Annotated in this window: 15 protein-coding genes and 3 pseudogenes; 7 read left to right on the top strand and 11 right to left on the bottom strand. The window is 65.1% G+C overall.

Translation table 11 applies throughout. The features are described from left to right. Positions 1–139: 139 nt before the first annotated feature. Positions 140–1,428, top strand: a pseudogene (locus ACWPWO_RS17140) (NCS2 family permease). 196 nt (positions 1,429–1,624) lie between these two features. After that, positions 1,625–2,004 (top strand): annotated as a pseudogene (trxA, locus tag ACWPWO_RS17135) (thioredoxin). Positions 2,005–2,116: 112 nt separating this feature from the next. Here trxA and ACWPWO_RS17130 read toward each other — a convergent pair. The 7 genes and pseudogenes from ACWPWO_RS17130 to tadA all read right to left on the bottom strand — a co-directional run bounded on the left by ACWPWO_RS17130 (position 2,117) and on the right by tadA (position 7,854). Further along, complete coding sequence (locus ACWPWO_RS17130; RefSeq protein WP_454007619.1) at positions 2,117–2,317, bottom strand: DUF2024 family protein; 201 nt, start codon at positions 2,315–2,317, stop codon at positions 2,117–2,119. A 95-nt stretch (positions 2,318–2,412) separates the two neighbouring features. Continuing rightward, positions 2,413–2,979 carry a redoxin family protein gene (locus ACWPWO_RS17125; RefSeq protein ID WP_454007618.1) on the bottom strand — a complete coding sequence of 189 codons (567 nt, stop codon included), beginning with the start codon at positions 2,977–2,979 and terminating at the stop codon, positions 2,413–2,415. Between the two features lie 150 nt (positions 2,980–3,129). Further along, positions 3,130–3,900: an aminoglycoside adenylyltransferase family protein gene (locus ACWPWO_RS17120; RefSeq protein ID WP_454007617.1), complete on the bottom strand. Its 771-nt coding sequence runs from the start codon at positions 3,898–3,900 to the stop codon at positions 3,130–3,132. A gap of 88 nt (positions 3,901–3,988) precedes the next feature. After that, entirely contained in the window at positions 3,989–4,585 is a 597-nt protein-coding gene (locus ACWPWO_RS17115) for an IMPACT family protein (protein WP_454007616.1), read from the bottom strand. Positions 4,586–4,593: 8 nt separating this feature from the next. Next, positions 4,594–6,191, bottom strand: a pseudogene (locus ACWPWO_RS17110) (ABC-F family ATPase). Positions 6,192–6,267: 76 nt separating this feature from the next. Further along, on the bottom strand, positions 6,268–7,221 hold the full coding sequence (locus tag ACWPWO_RS17105; protein ID WP_454007615.1) for an LD-carboxypeptidase: 954 nt from the start codon (positions 7,219–7,221) through the stop codon (positions 6,268–6,270). 81 nt (positions 7,222–7,302) lie between these two features. Continuing rightward, positions 7,303–7,854 (bottom strand): tRNA adenosine(34) deaminase TadA, encoded by a 552-nt coding sequence (gene tadA, locus ACWPWO_RS17100; RefSeq protein WP_454007614.1) that lies wholly within the window; start codon positions 7,852–7,854, stop codon positions 7,303–7,305. A gap of 49 nt (positions 7,855–7,903) precedes the next feature. Here tadA and ACWPWO_RS17095 point away from each other — a divergent pair, with 49 nt between their 5' ends. Continuing rightward, complete coding sequence (locus ACWPWO_RS17095) at positions 7,904–8,848, top strand: ATP-binding cassette domain-containing protein (RefSeq protein ID WP_454007613.1); 945 nt, start codon at positions 7,904–7,906, stop codon at positions 8,846–8,848. Continuing rightward, positions 8,845–9,606, top strand: a complete 762-nt coding sequence (locus ACWPWO_RS17090) for an ABC transporter permease (protein WP_454007612.1) — start codon at positions 8,845–8,847, stop codon at positions 9,604–9,606. The genes ACWPWO_RS17095 and ACWPWO_RS17090 overlap by 4 nt, the downstream gene beginning before the upstream one ends. 37 nt (positions 9,607–9,643) lie before the next feature. Here the strand turns inward: ACWPWO_RS17090 and ACWPWO_RS17085 are convergent, their stop codons facing one another. The 3 genes from ACWPWO_RS17085 to ACWPWO_RS17075 form a co-directional block, all read right to left on the bottom strand. Beyond that, positions 9,644–10,165 carry a GNAT family N-acetyltransferase gene (locus tag ACWPWO_RS17085; protein WP_454007611.1) on the bottom strand — a complete coding sequence of 174 codons (522 nt, stop codon included), beginning with the start codon at positions 10,163–10,165 and terminating at the stop codon, positions 9,644–9,646. Positions 10,166–10,204: 39 nt separating this feature from the next. Then, on the bottom strand, positions 10,205–10,690 hold the full coding sequence (locus ACWPWO_RS17080; RefSeq protein WP_454007610.1) for a YajQ family cyclic di-GMP-binding protein: 486 nt from the start codon (positions 10,688–10,690) through the stop codon (positions 10,205–10,207). A gap of 72 nt (positions 10,691–10,762) precedes the next feature. Next, positions 10,763–12,415, bottom strand: coding sequence for an acyl-CoA synthetase (locus ACWPWO_RS17075; protein WP_454007609.1), 1,653 nt, complete (start codon positions 12,413–12,415; stop codon positions 10,763–10,765). Between the two features lie 201 nt (positions 12,416–12,616). Between ACWPWO_RS17075 and crcB the strand changes: the two genes are divergently transcribed. Beyond that, a complete protein-coding gene (gene crcB / locus ACWPWO_RS17070) occupies positions 12,617–13,003 on the top strand; it encodes a fluoride efflux transporter CrcB (RefSeq protein ID WP_394060021.1) in 387 nt (128 codons plus the stop codon). Further along, positions 13,000–13,800: a glutamine amidotransferase gene (locus tag ACWPWO_RS17065; RefSeq protein ID WP_454007608.1), complete on the top strand. Its 801-nt coding sequence runs from the start codon at positions 13,000–13,002 to the stop codon at positions 13,798–13,800. Before crcB ends, ACWPWO_RS17065 begins: the two co-directional genes overlap by 4 nt. On the opposite strand, the gene ACWPWO_RS17060 is transcribed toward ACWPWO_RS17065, so the two are convergent. Next, positions 13,701–14,528, bottom strand: a complete 828-nt coding sequence (locus ACWPWO_RS17060; protein WP_454007607.1) for an AraC family transcriptional regulator — start codon at positions 14,526–14,528, stop codon at positions 13,701–13,703. The genes ACWPWO_RS17065 and ACWPWO_RS17060 overlap by 100 nt on opposite strands. A 76-nt stretch (positions 14,529–14,604) precedes the next feature. Between ACWPWO_RS17060 and ACWPWO_RS17055 the strand changes: the two genes are divergently transcribed. Further along, positions 14,605–15,609 (top strand): bile acid:sodium symporter family protein, encoded by a 1,005-nt coding sequence (locus ACWPWO_RS17055; protein ID WP_454007606.1) that lies wholly within the window; start codon positions 14,605–14,607, stop codon positions 15,607–15,609. The last annotated feature ends 335 nt before the right edge of the window (positions 15,610–15,944 follow it).

Genomic DNA, 15,944 nt, shown 5'->3' with positions numbered 1-15,944 from the left:
AGCTTCTCTTAAAGGTCCATTGTGCAGGCATAAAGAGTGCAACACAGTGTGTCTGTGACGGTTAAAATCCGTCATCCATCTTGGAGCCTGCACACGCTCCAAGGGATTCCGACAGCATATCAACCACGAGGGGAAGACCATGTTTGAACGCTTATTCAAACTCTCTGAGCATGGCACCAATTTCCGCACCGAGGTCCTGGCAGGCATCACCACCTTCCTGACCATGTCCTACATCATCTTCGTCAACCCGGACATCCTGTCCTCCACGGGCATGGATCGCAACGCGGTCTTCGTGGCCACCTGCCTGGCTGCCGCGCTGGGCACCTTCATCATGGCCTTCCTGGCCAACTGGCCCATCGGCATGGCGCCGGGCATGGGGCTGAACGCCTTCTTCGCCTTCACCGTGGTCGCCACGCTGGGCTACACCTGGCAGCAGGCGCTGTGGCCTTCCTCTCCTGCGTGATCTTCCTGCTGCTGACCGTCACCGGCATACGCGGCTGGCTGATACGCGGGATACCCAAGTCTCTGCAAAGCGCCATCGCCGCCGGCATAGGCATGTTCCTGGGCCTGATCGCGCTGATGACCTCGGAGATCGTCGTGGCCAACCCCGCCACCAAGATCGGCCTGGGCGACCTGACCAAGCCCGGGGCCATGTTCGCCATCCTGGGCTTTTTCATCATCGCGGCCCTGGACGCCCTGAGGGTGCGCGGCGCCATCCTGATCGGCATCCTGGCCATCACCCTCCTGTCCATCGCAACCGGCTACAGCCAGTTCGGCGGCGTGGTCTCCATGCCCCCGTCGCTGATGCCCACCTTCCTGCAGCTGGACATCATGGGCGCCCTGCACACCGGCTTCATCCACGTGATTCTGGTGCTGGTGCTGGTCGAGGTCTTCGACGCCACCGGCACCATGCTAGGCGTGGCCAAGCGCGCCCGCCTGATCGAGGAACGCCGCCCCAACCGCCTGGGCCGCGCCCTGCTGCCCGACAGCACCGCCATCGTGGCCGGCTCGATGCTGGGCACCAGCAGCACCACCGCCTATGTCGAAAGCGCCTCCGGCGTGCAGGCGGGCGGCCGCACCGGCCTGACCGCCCTGACCGTGGGCGTGCTCTTCCTGCTGGCCCTGTTCTTCTCGCCCTTGGCCGCCACCGTTCCAGGCTACGCCACCGCGCCCGCCCTGCTCTATGTGGCCTGCCTGATGATGCGCGAGATCACCGAGGTCAAATGGGAAGACATGACCGAAGCCGTGCCGGCTGCCCTGGCCGCCTTCGCCATGCCTTTCACCTACTCGATCGCCAACGGCCTGGCCTTCGGCTTCATCAGCTACGTGGTCATCAAGCTGACCACCGGACGCTGGCGCGACATCCACCCCGCCACCCTGATCGTGGCCATCCTGTTCATCATCAAGTATGGCGTCTATGCGGAATGAATAACCCTGCCGCCGAACGGGACGCCGCTTTGGCGTCGCGGGAAAAGCGGTTACACTGAACGCATGACTAACAAAGCGGCTGTCCACCAGCCGCTTTTTTTTACCGCCAGGCCGTCCTAAGGTAAAAATCCCCCCCTGGGGGGCAGCAAGCCAAAGGCGCAGCGTGGGGGTATTTTTTTATGCGGAGGCTCTCCCCATGAGCACCATCGAACTGAACGAGGCCACCTTCCAGGCTGCCGTCGAAGACGGCAAACCCCTCATCATCGACTTCTGGGCCCCCTGGTGCGGTCCATGTCGCCAATTCGCCCCCGTGTTCGAAGCCGCTGCCGCCGAGCACCAGGACGTCACCTTCGCCAAAGTGAACACCGAGGAAGAACAGGAGCTGGCTGCGGCCTGCGCATCCGCTCCATTCCCACGCTGATGGTCTTCCGCGAACGCGTCCTGCTGTTCTCCCAGGCCGGCGCCCTGTCGGCTTCGCAGCTCAACGAACTGGTGGAGCAGGTCAAGGCGGTGGACATGGAAAAGGTTCACGCCGAGATCGCCGCCCAGGAATCCCAGGGCAAGACCCAGAACTGATTCCGGCATCCGGGTAAAGCCTGCGCTGAACAGGCGCTTGCCTGCTAGCGCACGGCTGCGCCGCAAGCAAAAACGCCAGGCTGTGCCTGGCGTTTTTGCGTCGCGCATGCGCCTAGTCGCAATGCTCCAGCTCGATGATGGCAAAGCCGATGCGCTTGATCTCGTTCTCGACCGGGGTCGAGGCGATCTCCGTATGGCAGAAACGGCACTCGCGCGCATTCAGGGTATCCGCCGGCACGCCCTTGGCGCTCAGATAGCGCCGGCCGTGATCCAGCACCACGTCCAGCGCCTTGGCGTCGTCCTGGTCATGCACCAGAATGTCTGAAATGCACGCCGCGTCCTTCGGGCCGCACCACGTAGGTGTCGAAAACAGCAATTTTCATCACACATCCTTGCCAAGTGGAAAATTCACGGCGTGCAGACAGGGCCGCCGTCCGCCTGATCCGCGGGTTCCAGACCCGCTTCCCGCAGCCTGCGCTGGGCGATGAGCTGGCCCACGAAGGCTCCCAGCCGCAAATCGTCCAGATGCCCCAGGTGCCGCAAGGCAAGTTCGCCTTGCCGATCAAACACCAGCAGGGTGGGCGTGCCGCCCAGCCCCCATTGCTTCATGGTCGCCGGCATGACGCCCGGCTCCAAGGGCCTGTCGATGGCGATGGGAAAGCCCAGCCGGTATTCACTGGCAAAGGCGCGCAGGGCGGCCGGCGTCATGACGTGATGGCGCTCGAACACGCTGTGCAGACCGATGACCGCCAGGTCCTCGCGCGGGAAGAGCGCATCCAGTCCTTTGGCCTGCGGCAGGCTGTTGCGCACGCAGCCTGGGCACAGCATCTGGAACACCGTGACGATCACCACCCGGCCGCGCAAGGCCCTCAGGCTGAGCGGCGCTTCCGTGTTGAGCCACTCGCTGGCATCGATCTCGTAGGACATGGCGTTCACCCCTGGAAACAGGCCGCGCCCGACCCGGCTGTGCTGCATGGCGCTCGGGGCTGGACGACGACTCGGATGCAGTCAGTATGACGAAGGAATACGCTGCAACCGCGCTGATTCGTACGTAAAACATGCCTTTTCGTCCAGACAGGACGCCTGGCCCATTTTTCCCCTGCAGCGGGGCTGTTTTCGAGGGAGTCAGGCGGGAAGCCGGCTCTTGATGCGCGCAATGCAGGCCCGGACCTGCTCCGGCTGCCGGTCCAACCGGTCGGGCGCCAGGCCCAGATAAGCTTCGCGGGCATGCTCCATCACCCCTTTGCAGGGCTGGGGAAGCCGCTCGGCAGCCCAGGCGGCCGCCGCGTCCTTGGAGACGATGTCACCCGTGCACAGGCTGAACCAGATGCGCGCCAGGGCCAGGAGCACATTGCGCGCGTCCCCGGCCCAATCGGCAGGCTTTTCCCACTGCGCCGCGGCGCGATGCATGGCGGCGTTCAGGTCCTGGACGGGAACCGGTTCGAAACAGTCCTCGGCCGGCGGTCCCGACAGGGCCACGCTGTGCTGACGAAGCTGGGTCAGGAGAATGGCCAGGTCCGCATCGGGTTCCGGCTGCGGCGCCTGGCCGGCCTGCAGCGTCTCGCGCAGCCATTCGCCGAATTGCAGTTCGCGCCGAGGGGGAAAACGCCAGGGCACGACATCGGCACGAACCAGCACGGTCAATTCCACCGCTCGGCAATGCGGATCGCTGCCGGGCCAGGCCGAGACCGAGAGCAGGTCCCGCATCAGATCCAGGCGCGCAGCCGCCGGCAAAGGCGCATCCACCACCGCCAGGAGATCGATGTCGCTGTAAGGCTGCAAACGGCTCTGCACGGCGGAGCCGTACAGATACAAGGCCAGCAGGCCGGTGGGAAGGCGACGGCGCAGCACGCGCTGGATGCGCGATAGCTGATCAGCCAAGCAGGAAGAAGACAAGGGATTCATTGCCCCTACCTTAGCAGCAGAAATACCAGCAAGGAAACAAGCCTGGCGGAAAATTTCCTGTCGGGGCAAAGGCGCGCGATCAATCCGCCTGGAGCGGCGCGCATTCGCCCTGGCCGCGGGTCATGTTGACGAAGGCCTGTTGAAAACAGGCGCGCTTGTCCGCCGGCAAGGCCAGCACCCAGGAGACGCCCTCTCCGTCGAACTGCTCGTCCTGGACCTGGACGCCGAAGGACTCGAAGCGGGACTGGACCAGCGCCAGGTCGCTGAACGAGCAGCGACAGCGCAACTGTGACATGGGAATCAGTTCGCGCTTGTCGGCCAGTCGCAGGCATTGGGCGGCCGCGCCGCCATAGGCGCGCACCAGCCCGCCCGTGCCCAGCTTGACGCCGCCGAACCAGCGCACCACCAGCACGGCCACCCGATCGCAATTCTGCCCTTCGATGGCCTGCAGGATGGGGCGGCCGGCCGTGCCGCCCGGCTCGCCGTCATCGTTGAAGCGGTACTCCGCGCCGATCTTGTAGGCCCAGCAATTATGCGTGGCGTCCGGGACGCTGTTCTCCTGGAAGAACTGCAGGGCCTGGGCGGCGCTGTCCACTGGAACGGCCAGCGCCAGGAAGCGGCTTTTCTTGATGTCCTCTTCGAAACGGGCAGGCCCCGACAGGGTGAACAAGGCCATCGGCGGCCTCAGGCCTGCTCGCGCGCAGCCAGGTAGTCTTCGTAGCCGCCGTGATAGTCCACCAGCTTGCCGTCGGGCAGCACTTCGATGATGCGCGTGGCCACGCCCGAGACGAACTCGCGATCGTGGGAAACGAAGATCAGGGTGCCGGCGAACTTCTCCAGGGCCATCTGCAGGGACTCGATGGACTCCATGTCCAGGTGGTTGGTGGGTTCGTCCAGCAGCATGACGTTGTGCCGGCCCAGCATCAGGCGCGAGAAGGTCATGCGGTTCTTTTCACCCCCGAGAGCACCTTGACCGGCTTGATGATGTCGTCCGCCGAGAACAGCATGCGGCCCAGCACCGAGCGCAGCGACTGGTCGTCGTCGCCCGCCTGGCGGAAGCGGCTGATCCAGTCGAAGAGATTGTCCTGGGTTTCGAATTCGTCCGACACGTCCTGGGCCATGTAGCCGATGTCGGCGTTCTCGGACCAGGTCACCGAACCGCGATCGGGCTCCAGGTCGCCGGCCAGCAGGCGCAGCAGCGTGGTCTTGCCCACGCCGTTGGCGCCCACGATGGCGATCTTCTCGCCGGCCTCGATCATGGCCGAGAAATTGCCGATGACGGGACGGTCGTAGGACTTGCCCAGCCCTTCCACCGTGACGGCCAGGCGATGCAGCACCTTCTTCTGCTCGAAGCGCATGAAGGGATTCTGGCGCGAGGACGGCTTGACCTCGATGGTGTCGGCCTTCAGGCGGCCGATCTGCTTCAGGCGCGAGGTGGCCTGGCGGGACTTGGACTTGTTGGCGGCGAAGCGGCGCACGAAGTCCTGCAGTTCGCTGATGCGCTCCTTGGCCTTGGAGTTGGCCGCCAGCACGCGTTCGCGCGACTGCACCGAAGCCAGCATGTAGTCGTCGTAGTTGCCGGGGTAGACGCGCAGTTCGCCGTAGTCCAGGTCGGCCATATGGGTGCAGACCTGGTTCAGGAAGTGGCGGTCGTGGCTGATGATGACCATGGTGCTCTGGTAGCTGTTGAGCACGTCCTCCAGCCAGCGGATGGTGTTGATGTCCAGGTTGTTGGTGGGCTCGTCCAGCAGCAGCACGTCGGGATTGGAGAACAGCGCCTGGGCCAGCAGCACGCGCAGCTTCCAGCCCGGGGCCACCTCGCTCATGGGCAGGTTGTGCTGCTCGACCGGGATTTCCAGGCCCATCAGCAGCTCGCCGGCGCGCGATTCGGCGGTGTAGCCGTCGTACTCGGCGAAGCGGGCCTCCAGCTCGGCCGCCTTCATGTAGTCTTCTTCGGTGGCGTCGGGATTGGCGTAGATCGCATCCCGCTCCTGCATGGTGCTCCACATTTCCGTGTGGCCCATCATGACCACGTCCAGCACGCGCATGTCTTCGTAGGCGAACTGGTCCTGGCGCAGCTTGCCCAGGCGCACGCCCGGATCCAGCGACACATTGCCGGCGCTGGCTTCCAGGTCGCCCCCGATGATTTTCATGAAGGTGGACTTGCCCGATCCGTTGGCTCCGATCAGGCCGTAGCGGTTGCCTTCGCCGAACTTGACGCTGACGTTTTCAAACAGGGGCTTGGCGCCGAACTGGATCGTTAGATTAGCGGTGGAGATCACGTAAAAGCACTTTGCAAAAGGTTGGATTCAACCCGCTAGTGTAGCAAGCGCCCGCGAAATCCGTTAGTGCCTGCCGTCAGTGTTCGTGTTCGTCCAGGACCAGATAGGCCATGCCGTCCTCGGTGGCCAGGCCGACCTGCTTGCCCACCGGCAGCGTGACCTTGACCTCCACATGGCCGTACGGCAGGCCCGTGACCACGGGCACCTTGACGGTCTGGCGCAGCCAGCGCACGACCGAATCCATGCCGAAGCCATTGTCGTTGGCGCCCTGGCGGTATTCCGTGAAACGCCCGAGCACCACGGCAAGCTGGCGATTGAGCACGCCGGCATGCCAGAGCTGCGTCAACATGCGCTCGACGCGGTAAGGGTGCTCGCCCACGTCCTCCAGAAACAGGATGCCGCCGTCGACCTGTGGGAAATACGGCGTGCCCAGCAGCGAGCACATCACGGCCAGATTGCCGCCCCACAGCACGCCCCGCCCGTCCACGGCGTCCGAGTCCTCGGACTCGAAGCTGAACAGCTCCAGCTCGCCGCGCATCAGCTCGGCGAACAGCTCCGTGGTCAGGTCGTCTGGTTCCGGACAGCCGAAGTCCGCGATGGCGGTCGGCCCCGAGAAGCTGATCGCGCCGGTCCTGGCCAGCAGGGCCAGGTTGAAGGCGGTGAAGTCCGACATGCCCACGAAATGCTTGCCGCTGTCGGCCACGGCGCGCCAGTCGATGCGATCGAGCAGGCGGCTGAGCCCGTATCCGCCGCGCGTGGCCATGACGATGGGATGGGGCTGGGCCAGGGACCGCTGGACGGCGGCCAGGCGCTGCTCATCCGTGCCGGCAAAGCGTTCGTGCACGGCCAGCGCGTCCGCATCCGCATCCACGGTAAATCCCATGTCGCGCAGGCGCTGCTGCGCCAGCGTCAGACGTTCCGGCTCCAGGACCTGGCCGGAGGGCGAGAACAGATAGATTCCCGAGTGATCCAGGTGGCCGCAATGGCCGTGGTCATGCTGATGATGGTGATCGTGCTCGGGGAGGTTCATGATGGGCCTTGTAGATGAGGGTGCCGGTATTCTATCGCAGCGTGGAAGGATTTTTTAACGCAGGGCCGTCCCAAGACAAATCTAGACGGACTGATCCCGCCCTTGCGCCGGCGCCTGGCGCGCGGCTTTCTGCTGGGCGCGGCGCTCACGGAAGAAGTCGCGCAGCACCTGCGCGCATTCCTCGGCCATCAGGCCGCCGCTGACGCAGGTGTGATGGTTCAGGGTCGGGTGCAGGTGCAAAGACTCCACGCCGCCGCACACGCCGGTCTTGGGATCGGCGGCGCCCCAGACCACGCGCGCCAGGCGTGCGTGCAGCATGGCGCCCAGGCACATCATGCACGGCTCCAGCGTGACGAACAGGCTGGCGCCGGGCAGGCGATAGTTGCCGGCCAGCCGCGTGGCGTCGCGCAAGGCCACGATTTCGGCGTGCTGGGTGGGGTCCTGGTCGCAGATGGTGCGGTTCGCACCCACCGACAGCAGACGCCCGTCCGCATCGAGCAGGACCGCGCCCACCGGCACCTCGCCCATGCGGGCGGCGCGTCCGGCCTGCTCCAGCGCCAGCGCCATGGCCTGCGCATCGCTCAGAACATCCCCATGGGGCTCCGGTGTTAAGCTTGTTGACTTCAAATCCATGCGATCATTCTTACCCTGTCAGCAACCCGCAAGTGTAACCTTCCTGCCCATGCAGAACACTCCTGATTCCCACGCCATTTTGCGCGTGCGCGGCCTGAGCAAGCAATACGCCAATGGCCACCATGCCTTGCACCCCCTGGACCTGGACATCAAGCGCGGAGAGATCTTCGCCCTGCTGGGTCCGAACGGCGCGGGCAAGACCACGCTGATCAGCATCATCTGCGGCCTGGTCAATCGCAGCAGCGGCACCGTGACGGTGGACGGCGCGGACAATGTCGACCAGTACAAGCTGGCGCGCCGGAAGATAGGCCTGGTGCCCCAGGAACTCAGCGCCGACTCCTTCGAGACGGTCTGGAACACGGTGCGCTTCAGCCGCGGCCTGTTCGGCAAGTCCCCGAATCCGCCGCTGATCGAGCAGATCCTCAAGGACCTGTCCCTGTGGGACAAGAAGGACAACCCCCTCATCACCCTGTCGGGCGGCATGAAGCGGCGCGTGCTGATCGCCAAGGCGCTGTCCCACGAGCCGGAGATCCTGTTCCTGGACGAGCCCACCGCCGGCGTGGACGTGGCGCTGCGCCAGGGCATGTGGAGCCTGGTCAAGAAGCTGCGCAGCCAGGGCGTGACCATCAGCCTGACCACGCACTACATCGAAGAGGCCGAGGACATGGCCGACCGCATCGGCTTCATCAACAAGGGCAAGCTGCAACTGGTGGAGACCAAGCAGGACCTGATGCGCCGCCTGGGCGGCAAGACCCTGAGCCTGAGCCTGGCCCAGCCGGTGGACGCCCTGCCCGGCCAGCTGGTCGCGCTGGGACTGCAGCGCTCCTCCGACGGGCTGCAACTGCTGTATCCCTTCAATGACCGGGAGCAGGAGCACGACTTCAGCGCCCTGCTGGCCGCCATAGGCCAGGCCGGCCTGGGCATCACCGACATCCAGACGCGCGAGCGCAGCCTGGAAGACATCTTCGTGGAATTCGTGGGAGCGCAGGCATGAACTGGCACGCCGTCCTGGCCATATACGGTTATGAAATGGCGCGCACGCGCCGCACCCTGCTGCAAAGCATCGTCGCGCCGGTGATCTCCACGGCGCTCTACTTCGTGGTCTTCGGCGCGGCCATAGGCCACCGCATCAACGAGATCGGCAGCGTGTCCTACGGGGCCTTCATCGTGCCCGGGCTGACCATGCTGTCGGTGCTGACCCACAGCGTCTCGAACGCGGCCTTCGGGATCTATTTCCCGCGCTTCACGCGCAATATCTACGAAATCCTGTCCGCCCCCATCTCGCACTTCGAGGTCACGCTGGCCTTCGTGGGCGCGGCGGCCAGCAAGTCGCTGATCCTGGCCGCCATCATCCTGCTGACGGCGCGCTGCTTCGTGCCCTACGAGATCGCCCACCCGATCTGGATGCTGACCTTCCTGGCGCTGACGGCGCTGACCTTCAGCCTGCTGGGCTTCATCATCGGCATATGGGCGGACAACTTCGAAAAGCTGCAGTTCGTGCCCATGCTGATCATCACGCCGCTGACTTTTCTGGGCGGGACCTTCTACTCCATCGACATGCTGCCCGAGTTCTGGCAGAAGGTCACGCTGTTCAATCCCGTGCTCTACCTGATCAGCGGGTTTCGCTGGAGCTTCTTCAACCTGGCCGACGTGAACGTCTGGCTGAGCCTGGGCATGACGCTGATCTTCCTGGCCGCCTTCCTGGCGCTGGTCGGCTGGATCTTCCGCACGGGCTACCGCCTGCGGCCCTAGGCATCTGTTCAAGCCCTTGGACCCGGACGCCTGCGATTCAGGCGGGCGGCTCCACAGGACGGTCCATGAAGCAGGCCTGCTCGCCGTACTGCGCCAGCTTGCGGGCCAGCACCTCGGGCGCCACGCCCTGTACGGGCCGGTATCCATGGCGCTCCCAGTAGCCCACCGCCGGGCCCAGGGACACCAGGCTGCAGCGCCGCAGGCCGCGGCGCCAGGCATAATGCCGGCCAGCCTGCAACAGGGCTCCGGCCACGCCGCGCCCCTGGGCGCGGCGCAACACCGCGCAGTCATGAATGAACCACTGATCCGGATGCTCGGGCAAGGCCGGCAAGGCGTGGCCCAGGGCGGGCGGCAGATCGCCGGCCCAGGGATAGGAAATCAGGTAGCCCTGCAGCTCGCCGGTCGTATCGCGCGCAACCCAGCAACTGTGCGGGGACAGATCCAGGCGATTCTGGTAAAAGCTGCGGTCCTCCAGGATGTCGGGATCGTAGACGTCCGCTTGCGCCAACAGGACATGATCGATGTCGTCCGGGCGCATCAATTCGACTCGTAAAGACATATACGGCGTCGGCGGCCGCCATGGGCCGCCGGAGAAAAATCAATCGCGGAAGTTCTGGTACTGCAGGGGCAGATCGACGTCGGTCTGCTTGAGCAGGGCGATGGCCGCCTGCAGATCGTCGCGCTTCTTGCCCGTGACGCGCAGCTTGTCGCCCTGGATCTGGGCCTCGACCTTGAGCTTGGCGCCCTTGATGGCGGCCACCAGCTTCTTGGCGGTGGGCTGATCCAGGCCCTGGCGCACCTTGACCTTCTGGCGGGCGCCGGCCACGTTCTCCAGCGGTTTCTCGGCATCCAGGCAGCGCACGTCGATGCCGCGCGCCGACACCCGGCCGCGCAGGATCTGCATCATCTGCTCCAGCTGGAACACGCTGGGCGCCGACTGCAGAATGGTGTTCTCGTCTTCCAGTTCGAATTTAGCATCCGTACCCTTGAAGTCGAAGCGCGTGCCCAGCTCGCGGCTGGCCTGGTCGACTGCATTGCGCAGTTCGTGGGCGTTGACTTCGGATACAACGTCAAAAGATGGCATTCCTAGAATCCTGTACTTGGTTTGAACCCCAGGCCGGACCATGACCCGCCTGGGCGTTGGGGGCCGCCGCGGTCAGTCCGCGGCCGCCTCGCGGGCCTGCTGGCGCAGGGCGAATTTCTGTATTTTACCCGTCGAGGTCTTGGGCAGCTCCGTGAAGCTGAAATACCGGGGTATTTTAAAGCCCGCCAGATACTGTCGGCAATGCGCGGCCAGTTCCTCGGCGCTGGCCTGCGCGCCGGGCCGCAGCTCCACGTAGGCGTGAGGGGCCTCGCCCCAGCGCTCGTCGGGCCGGGCCACCACGGCCGCGGCCTGCACGGCCGGATGACGGTAGAGCACGTCCTCGATCTCGATGGACGAGATGTTCTCGCCCCCCGAGATGATGATGTCCTTGCTGCGGTCCTTGATGCGAACATAGCCGTCAGGCTCGCACACGGCCAGGTCGCCCGTGTGGAACCAGCCGCCGGCCAGGGATTCCTCGGTCGCCTTGGCGTTCTTCAGATAGCCCTTCATGGTGATGTTGCCGCGAAACATGATCTCGCCCATGGTCTGCCCGTCGGGCGGGACGGGACGCATGGTCTGCGGATCGATCACCTGCACGCCTCCCTGCAAGTGATAGCGCACGCCCTGGCGCGCATTGCGCTGCGCGCGTTCCTGGATGTCCAGGTCCTGCCATGGCGCATGCTGGGCGCAGACGGCCGCCGGGCCGTAGGTCTCGGTCAGGCCGTACACGTGCGTCAGCGCAAAGCCCATCCGTTCCATGCCTTCTAGCATGGCGGCCGGCGGTGCGGCGCCCGCCACCATGGCGCACACGCCGCGCGGCAGCTTCGCCTTCAGGCTCTCGTCGGCATTGACCAGCATGGAGTGCACGATGGGCGCGCCGCAATAATGGGTGACGCCGTGCTCGATGATGGCCTGCGCCATGGCCTGGGCTTCCACCTTGCGCAGGCAGACGTTGACCCCGGCCCGCGCCGCCACCACCCAGGGAAAGCACCAGCCATTGCAGTGGAACATGGGCAGCGTCCACAGGTAGACGGCATGCTTGGGCATGTCCCATTCCAGGATGTTGGACAAGGCGTTCAGGCAGGCGCCGCGATGGTGGTACACCACGCCCTTGGGCTTGCCCGTCGTGCCGCTGGTGTAGTTGAGCGCGATGGCGTCCCATTCGTCGGCCGGCAACTGCCACTCGTAGCCGGCGTCGCCGCCGTCCACAAATTCCGCATAGGTCTGGCGGCCTATCAGTCCGCCCTCCCCCTTGAAGTACGGATCCACCACGTCGATGACCAGAATGGGCTCCGTGCTTTCACGCAATTGCAGCGCCTGCTGCATCACCTGGGCGTACTCGCTGTCCACCAGCACCGCCTTGGCCTGGCCGTGATCCAGCATGTAGGCGATGGTGGCCGCGTCCAGGCGGGTGTTCAAGGTATTGAGCACGGCGCCGCACATGGGCACGCCGAAATGCGCTTCGACCATGGGGGGCGTGTTGGGCAGCATCACCGCCACCGTGTCGCCTTTGCCTATGCCTTCCCTGTCCAGGGCGCTGGCCAACTGGCGCGTACGCGCATACAGTTGCGCCCAGCTCAGGCGCAGGCCTCCCTCGCGCGGGCCGTAGACCACCGCCGGATAGTCGGGATAGACGCTGGCGCTGCGCTCGATGAAATCCAGCGGCGAGAGGGCGCGGTAATTGGCGGGCGTCCTGGGCAGATCCTGATCAAAGATGTTTGCCATGATGTCTCCAAGAGGATGCGGGCGTGCCGGCGGGGTCCGGCCGTCCGTCTGTCGTGCGTACTCTTACGGTAATGGGGCCGCGGCCTTTGGACAAGATCGCGTTTTCAACCATACGGGCGCATAATGAGCATGAGCTCTATCGTATATATCGCGACCGGCTGACAGCTCGCTGACAGCCGCATCATCCATCAAGGTCGGTTCATGCCTCTTGCCGTGTTGTACATCGCCGTCGGCGGCGCTCTGGGCGCCGTCTCGCGCTGGCTGCTCAGCCAGACCCTCAATACCCTCTTTCCCACCCTGCCTCCCGGCACATTGCTCGCCAACCTGATCGGCGGCTATCTGATGGGCATCGCCATGGCCGGCTTCAGCGGACTGGGCCTGGCGCACGAAGGCTGGCGGGTCTTCGTCATGACCGGCTTCCTGGGCGGACTGACCACCTTCTCCACGTTTTCCGCGGAAATCATGACCCTGATGCTGCAGCAGCGCTACGTCTGGGCCCTGGGCGGCGTGGCCATCCACGTGATCGGCTCGCTGATCATGGTGGCGCTGGGCATGGCCACCTGGAGCATGCTCAAGGGCCAGGCATGAGCACGGTGCATATCCTGCAGGCTGGAGATCCGCCCGCCGACGTGAAGGCGCGCTTCGGCAGCCAGGCGGACTGGTTCCGCCAAGCCTTGCAACCGGTGTCCGAGAACCTGCGGATATGGCGGGTGGACGAGGACCCCGCCCTGCCCGAGGCCGACTGCACGGAGCCGGTCATCATCACCGGATCCTGGTGCATGGTCACCGACAGGCTGGGGTGGAGCGAAGCGCTGGCGCACTGGATACGCGAGCGGCGCCAGGCTGGAACGCCCCTGTTGGGAATCTGCTACGGTCATCAACTGATGGCGCATGCCCTGGGCGGCGTGGTGGACTACCATCCGCGGGGACGCGAACTGGGCTGCCTGCCGGTGGCGCTGCGGCCGCAGTCCCGCGAACATGACATGCTCGCCGGCCTGCCGATACGCTTTGACGCCCTGCTCACCCACCAGCAGAGCGTGCTGGACATCCCCGCGGGCGTCCAGGTGCTGGCCGGCTCCGACCACGATCCGCACCAGATCCTGCGCTACGGCCCGGCGCAATGGTCCGCCCAGTTCCACCCGGAATTCTTCGCTGAACTGCTGCGCTACTGCATCTTGCGCAATCAAGCGGGGCTGCAGGCCGAGGGACGGGACCCGCAGGCCATGGCCGATCAGGTGCGGGACACGCCCGAAGCGCGCCGGCTGCTGTGGAACTTCGTCCGGGCCTACAGCCCGGCCTCGTCGGCCGGCGGGCGGAAGAACTCGCCGGGCGTCTGGCCCATCAGCTCGCGGAACGCCGCCACGAAGGCCGACATGCTGTCGTAGCCGCAGGCCAGCGCCACATCGGTGACGCGCTCATGGCGCTCGAGCATGGGCAAGGCGCTCATGATGCGCAGACGCTGCCGCCAGGCCCGGAAGGTCAGCCCGGTCTCCTGGCGGAACAGCCGGCTCAATGTTTTCTCCGACACGCCCTGCTGCCCGGCCAGTTCCTCCAGGGTACAACCCAGCGCGGGCTGGGCCTGCAACTGCTGGCAGACCTGGCGCAAGCGCGGATCCGCCGGCCAGGGCAGGATCAGGCCGCTTTCGGGCGCCGCCAGCAGGCGGTCCAGCAGCACCTGCACCAGTCGGCCCTGTTCCCCTTCGCGGTCATAGAGCACCGGCAAGGCGCTGAATTCCCGGATCAGTTCCCGCAGCAGCCGGTTCACCGCCACGACCCGGCACTGCTCGTGCTGCCGCGGCAAGGCCTGCACATCGATGTACAGGCTGCGTATCTGCGCATCGGGCGAACAGCGCACGCCATGCTCCACGCCGGCCGGCACCCACACGGCCTGCTGCGGCGGCGCCATGAAGCGACCGGTCGCAGTGCGCACCTCGATCACTCCGGTCAGCGCATAGGAAAACTGCACCCAGGGGTGGCGGTGCGGACGTGAAATCGCCTGGTTGGGCAAGGCCCGTTCCTGGCCGTAGAGCGGCCTGGGCAGGTAACGCAATTGCCTCAACCCTGCCGGAATGGCGTCCGAATGCACCAGAATGTCCGCTTTTCGATGTTCCATATCCGTTTAACGATAAACACCCACGAAAGTCTACGGTAAAGTGAACCGTCCCTTTTCGCAACTCTTTCAAATCGCCATGTTGTCACGCCTAAGACTGCTGTTCGACAATTTCACCCTGATCCTGATCGGCGTCGTGGCCCTGGCCACGCTGTTTCCCGCCTACGGCCAGGGCGCCGTCATTTTCGAGCTGATCACCGGCTTGGCCATCGCCCTGCTGTTCTTCATGCACGGCGCCAAGCTCTCGCGCGAAGCCATCATCGCCGGCGCCACGCACTGGCGGCTGCATCTGCTGGTGTTCGGCTGCACCTTCGTCATGTTTCCGCTGCTGGGCCTGGTCTTGAAGCCCGTGCTGCTGCCGCTGCTGGGCATGCCCTTGTTCGTGGGCATCCTGTACCTGTGCGCCCTGCCCGGAACCGTGCAGTCGGCCATCGCCTTCACCTCCATCGCCCGCGGCAACATTCCCGCCGCCGTCTGCAGCGCCTCGGCCTCCAGCCTGATCGGCATCGTGCTCACGCCCGTGCTGCTCAAGCTGCTGCTCGATGCGGACGCCGGCTCGGCAGCCTCCACTCTGGACGCCATCAAGAAGATCAGCCTGCAACTGCTGCTGCCCTTCGTGGTCGGCCACCTGATGCGTCCCTGGATCGGCGGCTGGATGGACCGCAACCGTGCCTGGCTGCGCAACGTGGACCAGACCTCCATCCTGCTGGTCGTCTACACCGCGTTCAGCGCCTCGGTCATCGGCGGGCTGTGGCAGGCCGTGCCGCCCATGTCCCTGCTGATCCTGACCGTGGTCTGCATCGTGCTGCTGGCCGTGGTGCTGGCGCTGACCACCTGGATGGCGCGCCGCTTCGGCTTCAACAAGGAAGACGAGATCACCATCGTGTTCTGCGGCTCCAAGAAGAGCCTGTCCACCGGCGTGCCCATGGCCCAGGTGCTGTTCAGCGGCGCCGCCATCGGTCCAGCGCTGCTGCCCATCATGCTGTTCCACCAGATTCAGCTCATGGCCTGCGCCGTGATCGCCAATCACTACGCCCGCCGCCCTCACGAGGAACAAGAAGAAGGCGTGCTGCAGAAAGCCTGACCGACCGCGTTCCTGTGCTGATTTGCCGCCCCTTGCCGGGCGGTTTTTTTTGCTTCTTCGAGGAATTCCGGGGATTCCTCCGTGTTTGGCGAGCCGTTTGGGCCAAGCGGAAAGAACCTCGGGTTCTCGCGAGGCCGGCCGGGGCGGGCCGGCCTCGCGAGAACGGCACCGTTGTTTTGGCCCAAACGGCGGGACGTCCGCGCACGCCGTACAACATATCAGCCATCCGCTGAATTTTCTGTTTGGCATGAATGCGTATAGCCAGGTTGATGTCATCGGCATTTTGAGCCGTTCAAGGCGCGGGAAGATCGGACGGGGCGGGTCGGATGGCTTGC

Source organism: Alcaligenes sp. Marseille-Q7550 (assembly GCF_965112015.1).
This window is presented reverse-complemented; position numbering and strand designations above follow the sequence as displayed.

Bases quoted from the DNA above. Each gene is read 5' to 3' on its own strand.
- ACWPWO_RS17080 (WP_454007610.1), bottom strand. From the start codon at position 10,690: ATGCCATCTTTTGACGTTGTATCCGAAGTCAACGCCCACGAACTGCGC.
- ACWPWO_RS17060 (WP_454007607.1), bottom strand. From the start codon at position 14,528: ATGGAACATCGAAAAGCGGACATTCTGGTGCATTCGGACGCCATTCCG.
- ACWPWO_RS17125 (WP_454007618.1), bottom strand. From the start codon at position 2,979: ATGCAGCACAGCCGGGTCGGGCGCGGCCTGTTTCCAGGGGTGAACGCC.
- ACWPWO_RS17105 (WP_454007615.1), bottom strand. From the start codon at position 7,221: ATGAACCTCCCCGAGCACGATCACCATCATCAGCATGACCACGGCCAT.
- crcB (WP_394060021.1), top strand. From the start codon at position 12,617: ATGCCTCTTGCCGTGTTGTACATCGCCGTCGGCGGCGCTCTGGGCGCC.
- tadA (WP_454007614.1), bottom strand. From the start codon at position 7,854: ATGGATTTGAAGTCAACAAGCTTAACACCGGAGCCCCATGGGGATGTT.
- ACWPWO_RS17115 (WP_454007616.1), bottom strand. From the start codon at position 4,585: ATGGCCTTGTTCACCCTGTCGGGGCCTGCCCGTTTCGAAGAGGACATC.
- ACWPWO_RS17075 (WP_454007609.1), bottom strand. From the start codon at position 12,415: ATGGCAAACATCTTTGATCAGGATCTGCCCAGGACGCCCGCCAATTAC.
- ACWPWO_RS17090 (WP_454007612.1), top strand. From the start codon at position 8,845: ATGAACTGGCACGCCGTCCTGGCCATATACGGTTATGAAATGGCGCGC.
- ACWPWO_RS17065 (WP_454007608.1), top strand. From the start codon at position 13,000: ATGAGCACGGTGCATATCCTGCAGGCTGGAGATCCGCCCGCCGACGTG.
- ACWPWO_RS17085 (WP_454007611.1), bottom strand. From the start codon at position 10,165: ATGTCTTTACGAGTCGAATTGATGCGCCCGGACGACATCGATCATGTC.
- ACWPWO_RS17055 (WP_454007606.1), top strand. From the start codon at position 14,605: ATGTTGTCACGCCTAAGACTGCTGTTCGACAATTTCACCCTGATCCTG.
- ACWPWO_RS17095 (WP_454007613.1), top strand. From the start codon at position 7,904: ATGCAGAACACTCCTGATTCCCACGCCATTTTGCGCGTGCGCGGCCTG.